15 protein-coding genes are annotated in these 17857 nt (G+C 31.9%); 10 read left to right on the top strand and 5 right to left on the bottom strand.

Features of this window, described 5'->3' with window-relative positions; all coding sequences use genetic code 11:
• Positions 1-167 precede the first annotated feature (167 nt).
• The 3 genes from ACT53I_RS00835 to ACT53I_RS00845 form a co-directional block, all read right to left on the bottom strand.
• A complete protein-coding gene (locus ACT53I_RS00835) occupies positions 168-728 on the bottom strand; it encodes an NADAR family protein (protein ID WP_476078011.1) in 561 nt (186 codons plus the stop codon).
• Position 729: 1 nt separating this feature from the next.
• Complete coding sequence (locus tag ACT53I_RS00840) at positions 730-1779, bottom strand: phosphoribosyltransferase-like protein (protein ID WP_476078012.1); 1050 nt, start codon at positions 1777-1779, stop codon at positions 730-732.
• A 72-nt stretch (positions 1780-1851) separates the two neighbouring features.
• The gene (locus ACT53I_RS00845; protein WP_476078013.1) at positions 1852-4263 is read right to left on the bottom strand and encodes a glycoside hydrolase family 31 protein; all 2412 of its coding nucleotides are present in this window, start codon (positions 4261-4263) and stop codon (positions 1852-1854) included.
• Positions 4264-4459: 196 nt separating this feature from the next.
• On the opposite strand from ACT53I_RS00845, the gene queD reads away from it, so the two are divergent.
• From queD to ACT53I_RS00870, 5 genes are all read left to right on the top strand, one after another.
• On the top strand, positions 4460-4906 hold the full coding sequence (queD, locus tag ACT53I_RS00850) for a 6-carboxytetrahydropterin synthase QueD (protein WP_104794264.1): 447 nt from the start codon (positions 4460-4462) through the stop codon (positions 4904-4906).
• Between the two features lie 62 nt (positions 4907-4968).
• A complete protein-coding gene (locus ACT53I_RS00855) occupies positions 4969-5742 on the top strand; it encodes a UDP-2,3-diacylglucosamine diphosphatase (RefSeq protein ID WP_476078014.1) in 774 nt (257 codons plus the stop codon).
• Between the two features lie 10 nt (positions 5743-5752).
• A complete protein-coding gene (locus tag ACT53I_RS00860) occupies positions 5753-6790 on the top strand; it encodes a LuxE/PaaK family acyltransferase (RefSeq protein WP_476078015.1) in 1038 nt (345 codons plus the stop codon).
• A gap of 9 nt (positions 6791-6799) precedes the next feature.
• Complete coding sequence (locus ACT53I_RS00865; RefSeq protein WP_476078016.1) at positions 6800-7339, top strand: hypothetical protein; 540 nt, start codon at positions 6800-6802, stop codon at positions 7337-7339.
• A gap of 127 nt (positions 7340-7466) precedes the next feature.
• Positions 7467-9656, top strand: coding sequence for a chitobiase/beta-hexosaminidase C-terminal domain-containing protein (locus tag ACT53I_RS00870; RefSeq protein ID WP_476078017.1), 2190 nt, complete (start codon positions 7467-7469; stop codon positions 9654-9656).
• Positions 9657-9815: 159 nt separating this feature from the next.
• On the opposite strand, the gene gap is transcribed toward ACT53I_RS00870, so the two are convergent.
• Both gap and pfkA read right to left on the bottom strand, forming a co-directional pair.
• Positions 9816-10820: a type I glyceraldehyde-3-phosphate dehydrogenase gene (gene gap, locus ACT53I_RS00875; protein WP_104794269.1), complete on the bottom strand. Its 1005-nt coding sequence runs from the start codon at positions 10818-10820 to the stop codon at positions 9816-9818.
• 29 nt (positions 10821-10849) lie between these two features.
• The gene (gene pfkA, locus ACT53I_RS00880; protein WP_476078018.1) at positions 10850-11836 is read right to left on the bottom strand and encodes a 6-phosphofructokinase; all 987 of its coding nucleotides are present in this window, start codon (positions 11834-11836) and stop codon (positions 10850-10852) included.
• A 110-nt stretch (positions 11837-11946) separates the two neighbouring features.
• On the opposite strand from pfkA, the gene ACT53I_RS00885 reads away from it, so the two are divergent.
• The 5 genes from ACT53I_RS00885 (at position 11947) to ACT53I_RS00905 (ending at position 17855) form a co-directional block, all read left to right on the top strand.
• The gene (locus ACT53I_RS00885; RefSeq protein ID WP_476078019.1) at positions 11947-12300 is read left to right on the top strand and encodes a hypothetical protein; all 354 of its coding nucleotides are present in this window, start codon (positions 11947-11949) and stop codon (positions 12298-12300) included.
• Positions 12301-12378: 78 nt separating this feature from the next.
• Positions 12379-14748 carry a TonB-dependent receptor gene (locus tag ACT53I_RS00890; RefSeq protein WP_476078020.1) on the top strand — a complete coding sequence of 790 codons (2370 nt, stop codon included), beginning with the start codon at positions 12379-12381 and terminating at the stop codon, positions 14746-14748.
• A gap of 141 nt (positions 14749-14889) precedes the next feature.
• Positions 14890-16224, top strand: a complete 1335-nt coding sequence (locus tag ACT53I_RS00895; RefSeq protein WP_476078021.1) for a trigger factor — start codon at positions 14890-14892, stop codon at positions 16222-16224.
• 379 nt (positions 16225-16603) lie between these two features.
• On the top strand, positions 16604-16813 hold the full coding sequence (locus tag ACT53I_RS00900; protein WP_476078022.1) for a hypothetical protein: 210 nt from the start codon (positions 16604-16606) through the stop codon (positions 16811-16813).
• A 28-nt stretch (positions 16814-16841) separates the two neighbouring features.
• Positions 16842-17855, top strand: a complete 1014-nt coding sequence (locus ACT53I_RS00905) for a hypothetical protein (RefSeq protein WP_476078023.1) — start codon at positions 16842-16844, stop codon at positions 17853-17855.
• Positions 17856-17857: the final 2 nt, after the last annotated feature.

Below are 17857 nucleotides of genomic sequence, written 5' to 3' on the forward strand. Positions count from 1 at the left end.
CTCAAGTAAAAAGTAAGAATAAAGTTTAAAAAGGATTCTGAAATTTTAGAAAATAAAAAATGATTTATTCATAATTCATTTCCATTTGTCACTCTTAACAAACAAAGAGTCCATAGTTTTTAATTTGTTGAAAAAATCGCCTCGCAATTTTGCGAGGCGATTTTGTATTATAAAGAATCTAACGTGATTTTTTTGTTCATAAAATAAAAATTCTCAATATCTGGAATTTCAACTTTGAAATTATTATTTCTTAAATCTTCTCTTAATTCCATTAATAATCTTCCCAGCGCATTAGTTCCTTCATAATATTCACCTTCTAATGTTGCGCCCCAAACTTTATCCTTTTCTGTAAATTCTACAATTGGTTTATCTCCAGTTTCCAAAAGAACTTTGGAGAAAGTTTCAAAGTTTTGAAATAATTTTAGCTGAATACAAAACTTCATTATTTTAAATCTCGTTATATTCCAGTCTTCCCGACTTTTATTTAAATAGTTTCTACTATATTTCTTTGCAAATAGTGGACTATTAAAGATTATTAATTTTTCTTGAATTTCAGGGTTGTTTGGAAATCTTAATGCTTGATATAAAATTTCTGAATTTGGAATTTCAATATTATTTATTTTCAATGGAAAACTTGGAGCCATATTAGATAATGCGCCATATTTACCTTTTGTGCTTTTAAAGGTAATACATTCATTAATGTGATATTTTCTAATACTTAATTTCATTTTAATGTTTTCTTGGAAATAAAGGAGTCCAACCATTAGTATCCCACCAAAAAACTAATGGACATGTATTTGAAATATTTCTCCATGTAAAAAAATGTGTGCCAGTTCCTAAAGTTTTATAAGAAGGATTTGTCATTCCTAATGGTCTTAAGCTATCAGCATGAATATTGTCAATTGAATCGATAATTTCTAAACCTTTTTTAAGAAGAATATTTTCATATCTAATTCTATTTTCAGGATTTGAAAAGAAAATTTCTTTTTTAGGATAATTCGGATTTCTAAAAGCAAAACTTCCTTTTGATAAAGGGTATTTTTTATTTTCTTCTAATTCAATTAAAAAATCATTTCCTGTTTTATTGTATAAAGGATAAATAAAATTAAATTTTGGATTGTTGTTAAACCAATTTATTCGAGGATTGTTTTCAATTTTAGCTATGCTATAAAATTTTAAAACCCTTTCACTTTCAATGCCCAAATCTTGGGATAATTTGAATTTCTTATTATCAACTCCCCATTGATGTATAATAAAAAATAAAGAAATTATAATAATGCTAGACTCTTTGAATTTTTCAATTCCATACTTTTTTATTTCATTCGAAATGTTATGTTCAAAAGTTCCTCCAGAAGCTAAAATATCATCTATATAGCACCAGAATTTAATTTCTTGAGTGCCACATTCCTTTATCTCAATATTATATTTTTGCTTGATTGTATCATTCATTAATTTAATTAATTCTTTTTGACTTTTACCATCATCTTGACAATCTAAAAATTTTGTAACTTTTAGAAAATCTTGTGCATTTTCAAAACCATAATGTTTAGATATTATATCAAAAGCAGAATCAAAAATTTTTAAGCAACGACTTTTGTGAAAAAAACTGTTTGGGAGCAAATGTAATAATTCTTGAATAATAAATTCTCGGTCTTCTTCATCAAATTGATTTACCCATTTCTCAATGTGTTTATAATCAATTTTTTCGAATAAATTGTCTACGTCTTCTGATCTATAGCTTTCAATAATTTGTACTATTTTATTAATATTTTCGTTCATTTTGTGGTTATAGTTTTTTTATAATTAAATGTGTTTAGACTTCTACGGAGTGACAAAATGTACTTTAATTTTCTACAACTTCACTTTCACTTTACTATCTTTCGCAGAATCCCAAACCAAATTTACTTTTATAGTTTTCTTGTCAGAATCATAAGTGTATTCTAATTTTTTACAACCTGATTTTACAGATTTTGGAGCTGTACAAACATGGTGAATAATGAGTTCTAAATTTTTAGATTTTGCTGAAAAATTTGCGCCCACTTCATTTTCTAACTCAAAAGTGATGGTTTTTCCGTTGGTTTTGGCTTCGAATTCCATCATTTCAAATTGTCCTTTTTCGTAGGCTTCGTTTTGTAAACCATCGTCATTATACAATTTCAGTTGGGTTTCTTTTATTTTTTCGTCAAAATAATAATGCAGAACCAACGTGTTTCCATCATATTCCTTAGTAGATTGCATCGGTTTTGTCATCGGAATAATACTTCCAGCTCTTACAAAAGTTGGGATTTTATCTTCTTCCGTTGCGACAGTTTGGGTAGTTCCACCAGAAATTTTTTCATCATTGTAAAAATTAAACCAATCAGAATTTTTAGGAAAATAAACACTTTGCGTTTTTTGTCCTTGCTTTAAAATCGGAGAAATTAAGAAATCTTTGCCCCAAAAATAAGCGTTATTATAGGTGTAAAGTTCTTGATTTTCTGGTTCTTCGAAAAATAAAGGTCTCATTAACGGCGTTCCGTTTTTATGATTTTCGAAAACCAAATTATAATTATAAGGAAGCAAAGCGTAGCGCAATTCAATTGCTTTTTTGGCTAAATTTTTTGCTTTTTCGCTTCTGTAAACAGGCTCGCTGGGTACATTTTCATCAGCGTGAGGTCTGTAAATTGGGTTGAAAACGCCATATTGCAACCAACGAGCGTACAATTCATCGTCTTCATTTTTTCCTGCAAAACCGCCCAAATCACTGTGCATAAAAGCTATTCCTTGCAATCCCATTTGTAAAGCAATGTCAGGCTGACTTTGCAATCCGCCCCAACTTCTAGAAACATCGCCACTCCAAGGAACGAGGCCATTTCTTTGAGCACCAGAATAACCAGCTCTCATCAAAATAAACGGACGAGCATTTGGTGAAGTTTCGGCAAAACTTTCTTTGACCAACTTCGCCCAATCCATTCCGTAAATATTATGAACTTGGTCGCCGTTTTTTCCGTTTCCATGAAGGATTGTAGAAGGATGAACTTCTGGTTCGCCCAAATCGCCCCAAATTCCTGTAACGCCTTGATTTAATAAGTCTTTGTAAATATTTTTGAACCAAGAATTTCCTTTTTGACTGTAAATATCAATCAAACCAGTGTGTCCGAAATAAAAATCGTACATAAATGCTTTTCCCTCGTTGTTTTTTGCCAAAATTTCTTTGTCAAGAGCTTCCTGATAACGCGAAGAAGTATTCACTACGAAAGGTTCAGTAATGAGAATGGTTTCTACTTGGTTTTTTCGCAAATAGTCAATCATTTGTTGAGGTTTTGGGAAATTGTCTTTGTCCCAAGCAAAATTTCCTAGCGTTCCTTGAATGGATTTTCCGAACCAATACAAATCTAAAATAATGGCGTCAACAGGAATCTTTTCGGCTCTGAATTTCTCAATCGTTTCCAAAGTTTGTTGCTGTGTATGATATCCAAATCTGCTCGAAAAATTTCCTAAACTCCATCTTGGAAGCATGGGTTGTTTTCCTGTTAAATCGGTATAATTTTTAACCAAATCTTCCCAAGAATTTCCAGAAATTACCTGATAAACTTTTCTTCCAGAAACCGTTTCGTAAGTCAATGAATTGTCTTTTTTGCTGTCTAGATCGAGGTAACCAATCGGTGCATTGTCAAAATGAATCAAATATTTTTTACTCGAAACTACGATGGGCATCGTGTAATTGAGCAATTCAGATTTGGTTTCGTAACCGTAATGAGCGCGATTATAAAGCATTAATCTGTTTCCACGACGGTTCATTCCAAGTGCTCTTGCTCCAGCTCCATATAAAACTTCGTCTGGAGAAAGATTGAAATTTAAGGTTTCAAAATTTTGCGGATGATTGTTGATTTCACCGTTTTCATAAGTTCCGTAACCGTTTTTTTCTGAAATCAAGAGTTCATCACCTTTATAATAAGAAACTTGAAAAGGGACTTTTTGAATTTTTACGGTAATTCCAGATGTTTCAATCCACGCAAAACCTCTGGTTTCTCTGAAATTGTATTTTATAGCTTTTGGAGAGAGAATTACGGAGTGAGAATCTTCTGTAAGCGTTTGATTTTTAGGGATAAAAGCCGTTTCTACCATTTCTGGAGTGTAGAATTTCACTTGATATAATCCATCATTGACAGAAATTTCGGCGGTGTTATTTTTAAATTCAATTTTTTGAAAAAATCTTTGATTGTTTTGTGCGAAAAGACTTGCTGCTAAGAAAAGCAACAAAAACTTGAAAACGTTTTTCATTTCCTAAAGCATTAAAATTTGTTAGCGTAAAGGTAAGGAAATTGAGATTTAAAAATTCATGAAATTTATCTTGAATTTTTCTCTCGCAGATTAAGCAAATTAGACTGATTTTAAATTCTAATCATCTGCTTAATTTGTAAAATCAGCGAGAGATTATATTGTAATTTCAAATTCAAAAATTCTCTATCTTTGCACCATGATACGCATTACTAAAATTTTCACCTTCGAGACGGCGCATGTTTTGTATAACTATGACGGCAAATGCAAAAATATGCACGGACATTCTTACAAACTTTTTGTGACCGTAAAAGGAACTCCAATTAATGACATCAATAACGTGAAAAACGGAATGGTGGTGGATTTTGGAGACATTAAAAAAATTGTAAAAGAGGAAATTGTAGATGTTTGGGATCATGCGGTTTTATTGAATGCATTGACGCCGCATAAAGAATTGGGCGAAGATTTGGCTCAAAAAGGACATAAAGTAATTGAGTGTAATTACCAGCCGACTTGCGAAAATATGCTCTACGAAATTGCCGAAAAAATTAAAAATAAATTGCCTTCTCATGTTCAATTGGCGTATCTGAAACTCCACGAAACCGAAAACTCTTACGGAGAATGGTTTGCGGAAGAAAACAGTTAATGTGCTAATTTGATGATGAGATAATGAGATAATTTTTTACTTTGAACCTTGAAACTCGAACCTTGAAACAAATAAAATTACAGCCTAATAAAAAAATCTACTTTGCTTCTGATCAGCATTTTGGTGCGCCAACTCCTGAGTTGAGTAAGCCAAGAGAAGCTAAATTTCTAGCTTGGTTAGATGAAATAAAACAAGATGCGCAAGTGCTTTTTTTGATGGGCGATTTATTTGATTTTTGGCACGAATGGAAATATGTAGTTCCGAAGGGTTATGTAAGAATTCTGGGAAAATTAGCAGAACTGAAAGACAGTGGAATAGATATTTATTTCTTCGTGGGTAACCATGATTTGTGGATGAAAGATTATCTGGAAGAGGAAATTGGGATTCCGGTTTTCTTTGAAAAACAATATTATGAAGTTTCTGGGAAAAATTTCCTTTTAGCTCATGGTGACGGACTTGGACCAGGTGATAAAGGTTATAAGAGAATGAAAAAACTTTTCACCAATCCTATTGCGCAATGGTTTTTTAAGTGGCTTCATCCTGATATTGCGATGAAAATTGCGATTTATTTTTCTACCAAAAATAAGATGATTAGTGGAGTAGAAGACATGAAGTTTTTGGGCGAGGACAAAGAGTTTCTTATCATTTATTCTAAAGAAAAATTGAAGTCTGAAAATTTAGATTACTTCGTTTATGGTCATCGTCATTTGCCTATGATTATAGATTTGAAAGTTGATGGAAAGGAAGCAAAACATGTGAATCTGGGTGATTGGATTTCGTATTTTACGTATGGTGTTTTTGATGGAGAGGAATTTGAAGTTCTAGAATATAAATAAGGAGTAAGTTTTGAAAAATATTTTCAATATAAAATCTGAAGCAGATTTCCAAGCGGCATGTTTGGAAACGTTTCTCTATCAGTACGAAAATGTAGAAGTTTACCAAAAATTTGTAGATTTTTTAGGTAAAAAACCTTCGGAAATTAAACAAATACTAGATATTCCGTTTTTGCCCATTGAAATGTTTAAAAATCATTTGGTATTAGACAAAGTCTTCGGCTCCGCTCAGACTGACAAACCTTTAAGTTATTTTCAAAGTTCGGGAACTACGCAAATTCAGACTCGTTCTAAACATTATATTGCAGATTTTAATCTTTACGAAGAAAGTATTTATAAGAGTTTTGAACAGTTTATTGGTAATCCAGAAGATTATATTTTCTTAGGATTATTGCCTAATTATTCAGAAAATCCGAATTCTTCATTGATTTATATGGTAGATTTTTTGATGAAAAAATCAGCAAAACCAGAAAACGGATATTTTCTCTATAATCACCAAGAATTGTTTGAACTTTTACAGAAATTAGGTCAAGAAAATAAAAAAGTAATTCTTTTCGGTGTTTCTTTTGCTTTGTTGGATTTTTTAGATTCTAAAAACGATTTTACGACTTTACAAATCAACGATTTTACAGTCATAGAAACGGGCGGAATGAAAGGTAGAAAAGAGGAAATGACCAAAGATGAACTTTTGAAAATTCTACAAAAAGGCTTCGGAACAGATAAAATTTTCTCTGAATATTCTATGACAGAATTGCTTTCTCAGGCATACTCTCTAGGAGAAAATATATACGAAACGCCCAACTGGATGCGTGTTCTCATCAGAAATACCGAAGATCCATTTTCTTATATGGAAGCAGGCAGAACTGGCGCTATCAATATTATAGACTTGGCGAATAGACATTCTTGCAGCTTTATTGCGACACAAGATTTGGGCAAAATTGTAAATGATTTTGAGGTTCTTCGCTATGCTCAGAATGACAAACATGCGTTTCAGGTTTTGGGAAGAATTGACCATTCTGATATTCGCGGTTGCAGTTTATTGGTTTCATAAAATACTGCTATGATTAAAGTAGAGGAACTTACTTTTGCCTATATTCAAAAATTTTGCGATTTTGAAAAAGATATTGTCTTGACCAATCATTTTCATACCGATTGGGAAGCTGATATTTTGGTGATTAATCAGGAAGGTTTTTCTCATGAAATTGAAATTAAGTTGTCGAAGAGCGATTTCAAAAATGATTTCAAAAAATTTTATCAAAATCAAAATAGCGGAGAAAAATTTCTGAAGCATGACAAAATTGTTTGTGGTGATTATGTCTGTAATCATTTCAGCTTTCTATTGCCAATGGGAATGATTGCATTGGGAGAAATTCCCCAGCATTGTGGCGTGATAGAATTTTATCACAATGAAGATACTTGGAAAACAGATTTCTATATCCGAAGATTGCCTCAAAAAATTCATGAAGATCTTTATTGGAATCTAGTAGACCAAAAAGATTTTTTAAGAAAATTATCTAGAAATTATTACTTCAAAAAACTAGAATTAAAAGGAAAAACTGAAGAATTTATTTTCAGAAATGAATTGGGAAATAAAAAATAATATTCCTTTTTTTAAGATTTGTGTTAAAAAAATGACATTTTTTTCTAGAAAAATTACAAAAGTCATAAAAAAATGCCTCTTAAAAAGATTTCTTTTATATATCTTTACTTTCTGAAATACGAACAAAATGAAACATAGATTTACTTTATTGCTGGTACTCTTATTATCTGTAATTTCCGTAAAAGGACAAGATTATTTAGATGATATTATGTTCCAGTCTTTTGGTTGGGATGAATACTCTCAGTCAAGACACACCAGTGAAGGTGGCTTTTACGAATATTATAACTCAAGAGCCGGAAATTTAAAGGCGATGGGTTTTGATATGATTTGGTTGCCACCACCAAGTGCTTCTACAGGAGGTGTGGGTTATTTTCCTACAGAATTGTATAATTTTTCTCAAACTTCTTGGGGTTCTGAAGCTCAATTAAAAAAAATGCTTGCTAATATGAATGCAAGAGGTCTTTATCCTATTGCAGATGTAGTGGCAAATCATAGAAGTGGAACTACTGGTTGGGTAGATTTTACAAATCCAGCATGGGGTTGTGAAACAATTTGTAGTAATGATGATGCAGCGAGTGCTTCTTATGTAGGTTGTAGACCTTCTGGTGCTCCAGACACAGGAATGCAATTTGACGGCTCAAGAGACATGGATCATACCAATTTAACCGTTCAGAATGGATACAAAGAATTTTTGACCAGATTAAAAGTTCTAGGTTTTAAAGGATGGAGATGGGATGTAGCAAAAGGTTTTTCAGCTTCATATTTTGGGAACTATATCAATGACAGTAAGCCATATTACTCTGTAGGTGAATTTTGGGATGGAGATGTAAATGCTCTTAAAACTTGGATTAACGGGACTTATTCTGGTGGTGCAACTATTTCTGGAGCTTTTGATTTCTCTTTATACTATGCAATGTCTGCAATTATGGTAACGAGTACTTCTCAAACCGCAACGAACAATTATAGCGGTTTGAACTGGTCAGGAAATATGGCAGGATTAGCTGGTCAATATGGATTTAGTGAAAAAGCGGTAACCTTTGTAGATAATCACGATACCTTTGTTCATGGTTCGGCTTTTTTAGGGTCAAACATTCCTAAAGCTTACGCTTATATTCTTACTCACCCTGGAATTCCATGTGTTTTTGCGCCACATTATTATGGAGGAACTTATGCTAAAGATGGCGTAACAAGAAATTATGGTGCAGGTTATGCTTCTGCAATTAATAAATTAATGGCCATAAGAAAAGCTACGGGAATTAATGCGTATAGCAATGTTACTATAGATAAATCAGAGTCTGGTTTATATGCTGCATATATTAAAAAAAATGCATCAGATACAGAACCAGTAGTTGCTGTTAAAATCGGACCTTATTCTTGGACACCTTCATTAGGAACAGGTTGGATTCTTTCTGCTTCTGGTACTGATTATGCGGTTTGGACTAAAACAGCAATAAATGTTGCTCCAATTATTACTATAACTCCTTCTAGTAGCAAAAATGTTTCTGGAACAAATGTTACAGTTACTATTTCTGCAAGTGATGATAGTGGAAACGCTCCTACTATTAGATATACCTTAGATGGTTCAGAGCCTACAGTTTCATCACCACTTTATAGTTCTTCTTTTACAGTAAATTCTAATACTACTGTAAAAGCGGTAGCTTTTGATAATTTAGGTTTAAGTTCAGGAGTTGTAGAAAGAGCTTATGCTTTTGAAACACCAAGAAATATTGTAGTAAGATTTAAACCACCTACAACTATTCCAAATTGGCCATTGCCAAAAATCCATTATTGGAATTATTCTCCAACTAATGCTCTCCCTGCTGCTAATTGGAATACTCCAATTGATATGACTGCAGATGTGGATAATCCAGGTTGGTTTAAGTACACTTTTCCAAGCATTATTCAAGTGAGTTTCTTGTTTAGAGATGGAAATGCTACTGGTACTTTAGGACAGACTAAAACTGGAGATATTATAAATGTAACTCAAGATACATGGTATGAATGGGACCCTACGAATTCTTTATTCGTAAAACAAGTGAGTTTGTCTACAGATGATCTAGCGGTGAATGCTAAAAAAGTAACCTTAGACATTTTACAAAATCCTGCTTTAAACGGAGTAATTCGTGTAAGATATTCTAATGCAAAAGGTGGTAATCTTTATCTTTATGATTTAAGTGGTAAAATGCTTAAAACTCAAAAAGTTTCTGCCAATTCTGGAGATGATACCATTTCTGTGAGCAATTTACAAAGTGGTAATTATTTACTGATGCTGAAATCAGATCAAGGAATGTCTGTATCAAAAGTAATTATCAAATAAGATTACAATATAAAATCAAATAAAAAGCCATTCGAAAGAATGGCTTTTCTATTTTTGAAAATAGAGCAAATGGTTTTTTTTATTTTCGAAAAATATGGACATGAAAAAACCTTCAGAAATATTCCGAAGGTTTTTATGTTTGATATTATTTCTTGCTAATTATAAAGAAGCAGAGTGTAATAATAAATCTGTTAACTTGTTAGAGTAACCAGTTTCGTTGTCATACCAAGAAACTAATTTTACGAAGTTTGGTGATAACATGATACCAGCATCTTTGTCAAAGATAGAAGTTCTCTTATCTCCTACGAAATCTTGAGAAACTACTAAATCTTCAGTGTAACCTAGGATTCCTTTTAATTCACCTTCAGAAGCAGCTTTCATAGCAGCGCAAATTTCTTCGTAAGAAGTAGCTTTTTCTAATCTTACCGTTAAATCTACTACAGAAACGTCAGCAGTTGGTACTCTGAAAGACATACCTGTTAATTTTCCGTTTAATGAAGGAATTACTTTACCTACCGCTTTAGCAGCACCAGTAGAAGAAGGGATAATGTTTAATAATGCACTTCTACCACCTCTCCAGTCTTTCATAGATGGACCATCTACGGTTCTTTGAGTAGCTGTAGTAGCGTGAACAGTTGTCATAAGACCTTCTACGATTCCGAAGTTTTCGTGAACTACTTTTGCTAAAGGAGCAAGACAGTTAGTAGTACAAGAAGCGTTAGAGAAAATTTGTAAATCAGCAGGTAATTCTTTGTGGTTTACTCCCATTACAAACATTGGAGTATCATCTTTAGATGGAGCAGAAAGAACTACTTTTTTAGCACCTGCATTAATGTGAGCAGAAGCTGTACCTTTATCTAAGAAAAGTCCTGTAGATTCTACGATGTAATCTGCACCTACTTCGTTCCATTTTAAATTATTAGGGTCTCTTTCAGAAGTGATTCTGATTGTTTTTCCGTTTACTACTAAATTATTTCCTTCTACTCTTACTTCGCCATTAAATTTGCCGTGAACAGAATCATACTTCATCATGTAAGCCATGTATTCTGCGTTGATAAGGTCATTAATCCCTACGATTTCAATGTTATCTCTTTCTAACATTGCATTGAAAACTAGACTTCCAATTCTACCGAATCCGTTGATTCCTACTTTAATTGTTGACATATTTTTTGTTTTTAGTTGTTTAAATTAATTTACATTGCCAAGATTTCTGCAATCTGGAGTAAATCTTGATTGATTTCATTATGCTTTTTAATCGCATCTTCTATTGGCGTAAAAACTAAATCGTTTGATCTAATTCCTGCCATTACATTCGTTAATCCTTTCATAAGTCCTACTACAGCTCCATATCCCATTCTACTTGCCAAAACTCTGTCTGCACAACTTGGTGCACCACCTCTTTGGATGTGTCCTAGAATGGAAACTCTAATATCATAATCTGGGAATCTTTCTTTAGTTTGTTCGGCTAACTCATAAGTAGAAGCTAATCTCTCGCCTTCAGCTACAATAACAATACTAGATGTTTTTCCTCTTTTTTGTGCTTTTTCGAAAGTTTCGAACAAATCTTCTAAGCTATCCTTCTTCTCAGGAATAAGAATAGCTAATGCTCCAGAAGCAATACCACTATTCAAAGCGATAAAACCAGCATCTCTTCCCATTACTTCGATGAAAAATACTCTATTATGAGAAGTAGCAGTATCTCTAATTTTGTCAATGGCTTCCATTGCAGTATTCAGTGCAGTATCATAACCGATAGTAAAGTCTGTACCGAAGATATCATTATCAATCGTTCCTGGAACACCAATTACTTTTACACCAAATTCTTCTGCGAAAATTTTAGCTCCTGTAAATGTACCATCTCCACCAATACATACTAAAGCGTCAATACCATTTTTCTGGCATTGCTCGAAAGCTTTTTGTCTACCTTCCTCGGTTCTGAATTCTTTAGAACGAGCCGAACGAAGGATAGTTCCTCCTAAATTGATGATATTGCTTACAGAACGAGGTCCCATTTTGGTAAAATTACCTTCGATAAGACCAGTGTAGCCTCCTCTTACTCCTACACATTCTATTTTATGGTAGTTAGCAGTTCTTACCACTGCTCTGATTGCTGCATTCATTCCCGGTGCGTCTCCACCCGAAGTAAGCACCGCGATTTTTTTCAAACTTGCGTTACCCATAGTGTTTTAATTTGACATGCAAATTTACAAAATAATACAAAACGGGATACCATGTTTTTGGTCATATTTGATTTTTTGGCTATTAATAAAATATTGCTATTTTTGCAGGAATGAACAAAAAATTACATTCAAACAGAAGATTTCTGGCATCACTTTTTGCAAGTGTATATCTGTTTGCTGTAGTATTTTCGGGCTTTTTCCATACGCATACCAATAATTTCAAAGAAGATTTACTGTCTTTTAGCAAGAAACCTGTTTCTGAAAAAATTGTAAATTTTGGTGGAGTAGATGATTGTTTCTCTTCACACTTTTTTAATGCTGGGATAGGAATTTTAGATACCGAGGCAAATTTTCTGTTCATTATTTCTAAAAAATTTTCGCTTAAAAATTTCCAATATTACTTTACTGTACCTACAGAAAAAGTAGTATTCATCTCATTACGGGCGCCACCAGTTTTCATTTAGATTTTTTACGACTTGCGATGCTATTTTTAGAAGTTCGCAAATTCCTTTATTATTTCAATTTTAACAAAATTAATCTAAATGTTAATCAAAAAAATATATTTTTTTGTTGCAATGTTTCTTGCAACACAATTGGTAATGGCTCAATATAAATTAAGTGGAAAAATCACTGATTTTGATACTCAAGAGCCTGTAAAAAATGCTTCGGTTTATCTGGTAGACCTTAAAAAAAGTACAGTTTCAGACCAAAATGGTAATTACACTTTCCAAAACTTAAAATCTGGAAAATATTTCGTAGAAATTACAGGTGACAACTATACTTCGTTATTGGTTTCCATAGAAGTGAATCAAGATGCGGTTTCTGATTTCACTCTTCAAAAATCCGCCAAAGAAATAGATGAGGTAGTGGTAACTGCAGTAACCAGAGCTTCGGAACTGAAAAAGATTCCAGTAGTCATTAAATCTGTAGATAAAAATATCATCAACCAAAATGCTTCCACCAACTTAATTGATGGATTGAAAAATATTCCGGGAGTGAACCAAATTACTTCTGGAGCTGCTATTTCTAAACCTGTAATCAGAGGTTTAGGTTACAATAGAGTAATCACTTTGGTAGATGGAATCAAGCAAGAAGGTCAACAATGGGGTGGCGAACACGGAATAGAAATCGATGAATTTTCTGTTGGGAAAGTAGAAATTGTAAAAGGTCCGGGAAGTTTAATGTACGGTTCAGACGGAATTGCGGGTGTACTGAATTTTATTTCTCCAAAAGTTGCAGCAAATGGTAAAATCGAAAATCAATTGATTACCAATTATCAAACGAATAACAACTTAATTGCGACTTCTTTTTCGAATAAAGGAAACAAAAACGGTTTCGTTTGGGAAGGAAGATTGACCAACAAGTTGGCTGGTAACTACGAAAATAAATATGACGGAAAAGTCTTGAACTCTGGTTTCAAAGAATTTGATGGCAACTTAATGTTAGGAATCAATAAAAACTGGGGACATTCTTATTTCAACGTGAGTTCTTATAACACCACTTTGAATATTGTGGAAGGAGAAAGAGATGCTGATGGAAAATTCACGTTCATCAATAGTAATGGAGACGACATTACTGCTACTGACGAAGATTACAAAGGCTATAAAGTAGGATTTCCACATCAGAAAATCAATCACTTGAGATTAACTTCAAATAATTATTTCTTATTGAAAAACGGAACGATCAATGCTGATTTTGCTTTTCAAAATAATAAAAGAAAAGAATTTGCAGACGCAACCAATCCTGATGAAAAAGAATTGTTCTTCGATTTAAATACTTTCAATTATAACGTAAGATATAACTTGAAAGAAACCAATAATTGGGAAACTTCTTTCGGAATTGGAGGTATGCAGCAATCGAATACCAATAAAGGAGTAGAAGCGCTTATTCCTGATTATCAATTTTTCGATGCGGGAGCGTTTGTTTTCACTCAAAAAACTTTTAATAAAAATCTGACTTTAGCGGGAGGATTGAGATTCGACAATAGAAATGTAGATGCTCAAGAAATGCTGGAAGATACCGATGTGAAATTTGCTAAATTTAATAAAAATTACAGCGGAATTTCTGGAAGTTTAGGTTTGTCTTATCAATTAGACAAGCAATCTACTTTAAAATTAAATCTTTCTAGAGGTTTCAGAGCACCGAATATTGCAGAACTTTCTTCTAACGGAATTCACGAAGGAACTTTCAGATACGAAATTGGTGATATTAACTTAAAATCTGAAATCAGTCACCAAATTGATGCGGCTTATTTCTTGAATTCAGACCATATTAGTTTTGAATTTACGCCATTTGTCAACTTTATATCTAATTATATTTATACCGAAAAAATGCAAGATGCAAACGGAAATGATGTAATTATTGACCCAAATGATCCAGTTCCTGCATTTAGATTTACTCAAGGAAACGCTCAGCTTTTCGGTGGAGAGATTTTCTTAGATTTTCATCCGCATCCATTTGATTGGTTGCATGTAGAAAATTCATTTTCTTATGTAAGAGCTACGCAGAATAATCGTCCAGAAAATGAAAAGTTTTTACCATTTATTCCTGCACCAAAATATCGTGGAGAGATTAAAACCAATTTCGAGAAAGTGAATAATACTTTTTCTGATTTTTATGCTAAATTTTCGGTAGACCATTATTTCAAACAAAATAATATTTATAGCGCTTTTGATACAGAAACAGCTACTCCTAGTTACACACTTTTGAGTGTAGGAATTGGCGCAGACATTAAGGCATTTGGTAAAAAAGACTTTTTCAATGTTTTCATTAGCGGAGAAAATTTAACAGATGTGGCGTATCAAAACCATTTGAGCAGATTAAAATATGCTCCAGAAAACCCAGCAACAGGTAGGATGGGCGTTTTTAACATGGGCAGAAATTTCAGTGTGAAACTGATGATGAATTTCTAAAAATCTAAGAAAATTACTTTCTAGAGATGATGAAATTCTCGGTAAAGCGAATGGACTTTTTATAAGGAAAATTTACCTATAAAAAATGCTTTCTGTTTTCATAAAAAAACACTATTTTTGCAACTCAAAATTTTTAACAAGATGAATGTTACAAGAACCAATCATGACGAAGTAAGTGCTTTGCTTACAGTAACTTTAAATAAATCTGATTACAAAGATAAAGTTGAAAAACAACTGATCAATTATGCTAAAAATGCTACTGTTCCTGGTTTTAGAAAAGGAAAAGTTCCATTGAGCATGGTGAGAAAACAATTTGAAGCGGGTATTGCTTTTGAAGAAATTAACAAACAAATTTCTGAAGCGTTGAACAACTATGTAAACGAAAACAATTTAAGATTAGTTGGTCAGCCAGTCCCAGTTCCTATGAACGAACTAGATTATAATGCAGAAGAAGTTTCTGTAGGTTTCGAAGTTGGTTTTGAGCCAGATTTTAATATTGATTTATCTTCTTACGAAGCTCCTCACTACAAAGTAGAAGCTACTGATAAAGAAATCAACCAAAGCATCGAAAACATGCAAAAAAGATTTGCGGATAAAGATGCTCAAGATAAAGCGACTAAAGATTCTTATGTAGCACTTTCTATTGCACAAGTAGTAGAATCTGATGCAGAAGGAGAGCACAATCATCCACCGAAAAATGTAGTAGTTTCTGCTGAGCAAAAAGAAGCTTTCGGTTTGGTAAAATCTCACAAAGTAGGTGATGTAGTGAAGTTAACTAAAACTCAGTTAACGGAAAACGAAACTTTGGCTAAAGATTTAAATTACAACGAGCATGAACTAGGTCACATTCATCATGAAGATTTAGAAGCTACTGTTACAGAAATCTATAAATTAAACTTAGCACCACTAGATCAAGAATTATTTGATAAAGTATATGGTGAAGGAAACATTAATTCTGAAGAAGAATTAAAAGCAAGAGTAAAAACTGAATTAGATGAATATTTCCAACAAAATGCTGATATTCACTTTGTGAATAAAGTATTAGAAAGCGTTTCTGAAAAAACTGAAGTTCAGTTACCAGAAGCATTCTTAGTAAAATGGTTACTATTCTCTAATCCAAACATCACTTCTGAAGATCAAGCTAAAGAAATTCTAGAAGCAGAAAAATCTATCATCAAAAATCAAATCATCGAAGGAAAATTATTCCAAGATTATGACGTAAAAGTAGATTATGCAGATGTTTTAGCTCAAGCTGAAGTTTTAGTAAACAACCAATTAGCAATGTACGGAATCCACAATCTTCCACAAGAAGAAGTGCAGAAATATGCGGTAGAAATGCTAAAACAAGAAGAGCAAGTAAGACAAATTTCTCAAGAAGTTGCAATGGGTAAACTAAAAGATGTTATCCTAGAAAAAGCAAGCAAAAAAGAAACTAAAATTACACACGAAGAATTTTTAGCAGAATTACAAAAATAATTTTCTAGAAATTTCTTAGAAATATAAATCCGTCTCGAATTTCGAGACGGATTTTTTTATTGTTTTTATCTTTAACTAGATTTTTTTTTAAGGCTAAAAACAAACTATTGTACCCACTCATTCGCTTCTGAATCCTCAAAAACATCATCAAGTCGTCTATATTTTTACAAAATTTTAGGACTAATTTCATTTCTATTTTTTTTGAGTCTCCCGTTTTCTATTTTAGAGATTTTATTATTTTTTATTTAATTCTAAACGAAATAGGAAGTAAAAATTTTTCTACAAATTTGTCTCAAGTTTTTGCAAAAACAAAAAAGAAACTAAAAAAAATATTAACTTTAAATTTCAAAGTCAAATAAAATAAATAGAAATTTCGTAAATGGAAAATTTGAATAGTACTAGCTGTAAAAGCCTAAGATTATTTGGTTGGGGGTATCATTGGGAAAGTGATGCTGGGGAAGGTGAGCCTATTTGGGTATCAACTGGATTAGATATTAATACAGGACAAGAAACAGGTATTGGCAGGAAAGTCCAAACACGTGTGGACAAGGTTGGTGTTAATACATATATTTTTTTTAGGTTGCATTAATTACAACCTTTTCAAATAATAATAAATCATGAAATTAATTTTAACATTTTTATTGACTGTTTTCTATACTTTTTTGACAGGCCAAGAAATAAAGATTCTAGATTCCAAATCACATAAGACGATAGATAGTGTAAGATTATATAATAAAAATAATTTTATAGGTTATGATATTAAAAATATAATTTTAAAAGATTCTGATACATTAGTTCTAATAAAACAAGGTTATGAGGATGTCTTTTTACCGGCTACCTTTTTTAATACAAAAAAAAACATATACCTTAGAAAAAATAACGTATATGAAATACCAGAGGTCGAAATAAAATATTTAAATCCTAAAAATATAGTTACACAAATAATTAATAATGCTAAAATTTCGAGTAGAAAAAATGATAAAAATTTTTATCACTTTTTTTATGAATTTAAAACTGATAATGCAACACTACAATATTTTAATGGAAGAGTTTGTGAACAAGGATTTAAGTATAGAGTAGAAAAACAATTAGACTTTTTCTCAAAAATAAAATATACTTCTGTAATGGATGAAAAAGGCAAAGAAGAATATTTTCTACAAAAAACAAATTATAGTCATTTTTTAGATCATCAGATGTATCCAATTTTATGGAGTGTTTTCCTTAAAAATAAAAAATTCGAAAATTATATTTTTAAATTTCAAGGAAAATCAAATAATATGTTAAAAATAACCTTTGCTCCTAAAATAAATAAAGGATGGGATTATAATGGTTATATAATTTTTGATATTAACGATTATGGAGTATATGAGTTTTCAGCAAACTTAATACAAAATCCCAATAACCAAATTGAAAATTTACTGCAAAATAAAATTAGCATTTTTATTAAAAATAATAAAGTGGAAGATAAATATTATGTATTAGAAAATGCAAATTTTAAAGATGAATTTATGATTTTTAAAGGAAAAGGAAAAGGAAAAGAATTTAAGGCAAATTCATACCAAGAAAAGACGTTAAAGTTTAATGATAATGAATTTGAGGATTTTGATTTCATAAAATTTCAATTGAAATGAAA

It is taken from the genome of Cloacibacterium sp. DMC96 (genome assembly GCF_056313765.1).